At 28.9% G+C, this 2,059-nt stretch carries 2 protein-coding genes; both read right to left on the bottom strand.

Features of this window, described 5'->3' with window-relative positions; genetic code table 11:
- Positions 1-240: 240 nt before the first annotated feature.
- Positions 241-1,044 (bottom strand): ABC transporter ATP-binding protein, encoded by an 804-nt coding sequence (locus tag OL66_RS01800; RefSeq protein WP_034172229.1) that lies wholly within the window; start codon positions 1,042-1,044, stop codon positions 241-243.
- A gap of 11 nt (positions 1,045-1,055) precedes the next feature.
- Positions 1,056-2,059 (bottom strand): ATP-binding cassette domain-containing protein (locus OL66_RS01795; RefSeq protein WP_202964994.1); only part of this gene is annotated, 1,004 nt, incomplete at its 5' end.

Below are 2,059 nucleotides of genomic sequence, written 5' to 3'. Positions count from 1 at the left end.
TTTTTATATTTTTGTAATAGTTGTCTAATGACCATTTTGCTCCTATATTCTTCTTTTTGATTTTTTTATATTGCAATTATTTAATTTTTGCGGTAAAATAAGTATTTTTTTATTGTTGTAAAAGAAATAAGAATTCAAAATATGGATGAAATGTTGGGAAATAAAAATAATATTTAGTAACAAATAATATTAATAAATATTTAGGAGATATTATTGTTGATTCACTATTTTTTTAACAAACTAAACATTATGATAACCAAGCCCAGTTTTTAAAAAATTATTAAGTAAACTTTTAGTGTAGGGGTGTTTTGGATTTTTTAATATTTGGGATGTTTTAGCACTTTCTACAATTTGTCCTTGATACATGACAATAATATCATCGGCTACTTGAGAAACTACTCCTAAATCATGGGTGATAAATAAAACAGCAGTGTTTTGTTCTTGTTGTAGACAAGCAATTAAATTAAGAATTTCTTTTTGGACAATTACATCTAGGGCAGTAGTTGCTTCGTCAGCAATTAAAAGTTTAGGTTTACAAACTAATGCCATAGCAATCATTATTCTTTGACACATTCCGCCTGAAAGTTGATGAGGATATGAATTCATTACTCTTTGAGCGTTAGGAATTTTCACTTTTTCCAAAATATCAAGAGTTTTTTGATAAGCTTGGGTGTAATCAAGTTTTTGATGGAGCATTAGAACTTCTATAATTTGATTTTTGATTTTAAAAACAGGGTTAAGGCTAGAAATGGCATCTTGGAAAATCATAGCAATTTCGTTTCCTCTGATTTTTTGCATTTCTTTTTCACTAAATTGAGAAATAATACGATTTTCAAAAGTAATTTCGCCTTGGTAAATTTTTTGGTTTTTTTCAAATAATTTGAGAATAGAAATTGCAGTTTGGCTTTTGCCGCTACCAGATTCTCCAACTATTCCTAAAGTTTTGCCTTTTTGAACTTCAAAAGAAACACCACGAACTGCTTTGATTAGACCTTTTTGGGTTTCAAAATAAGTATGTAGATTGCTAACTTTTAATAAACTCATATTTTACTCCTTTATATTTTAGTAGCTTTATTTTTTAAAGTGCAAGAAATAAAATGATTAGGGGCTACTTGATACCAATCTAGGTCTTGTTTTTGAGTGTGAAATAAAAATCTAAATTTGTTAGTTTCGTAGGTGATTGGCATTTCTTCTAAAGCTTTATTTTGAGTTTTTAATTTAGGGATAGCATTTAGAAGTTGTTTGGTGTAGGGATGATAAGGTTTTTTAAAAAGGCTTTCTGAAGGTGCTATTTCAATTACTTTTCCTAAATGCATTACACAAATGCGGTCACTTAAAAAACGAGCAACTCCTAAATCATGAGTAATAAACAAGAAAGTTAGTTGGTAATCTTTTTTTAAATCATTTAAAAGGTTTAAAATTTGGGCTTGAATTGATACATCTAATGCTGATACTATTTCATCGCAAACAACAAATTTAGGTTTAATAATTAAAGCTCTTGCAATTGCAATTCTTTGTCTTTGTCCCCCTGAAAGTTGATGAGGATAACGGTCATAAAGAGAAGTATCAATGCCACATTTTTTCATGATAGCTAGAATCATTGTTTGATATTTGGGGTCTTTTTTGCCTTTTGTCATTTTGTGGATTAAAAGTCCTTCGCCAATGATATCTGATATTTTGAGATGAGTGTTAAGGGAAGAAAAAGGATCTTGGAAAATAATTTGTAAATCTTTTCTTAAAAAGCGCTTTTCTTTATTACTTAAAGTAGTTAAATCAATTTCTTCAATGTCTTTTGTCTGTGTTTCCTTAGTTTTGGGGATTGTTTCTTTGTGATAAAAAACATTGCCTGAAGTAGGTTTTACAAGTTGTAGAAGAACTTGTCCTAAAGTTGATTTTCCTGAACCAGAGCCTCCAACTACGGCTAATGTTTCGCCTTTGAAAATGGATAAATTAATATTTTGGTTGGCTTTTAGTAAGGTATCTGGTTTTAAAAAGTTTTTTTTGATAGAAAAGTTTTTGGATAAGTTTTTAATTTCAATTAAAACTTGGTTTGAGGATG

The sequence above is a fragment of the Chrysanthemum yellows phytoplasma genome (assembly GCF_000803325.1).
GTDB lineage: Bacteria > Bacillota_I > Bacilli_A > Acholeplasmatales > Acholeplasmataceae > Phytoplasma > Phytoplasma asteris.
Note: the sequence above shows the minus strand (reverse complement) of the source record. Positions and strands in the feature narration are given on the sequence as shown.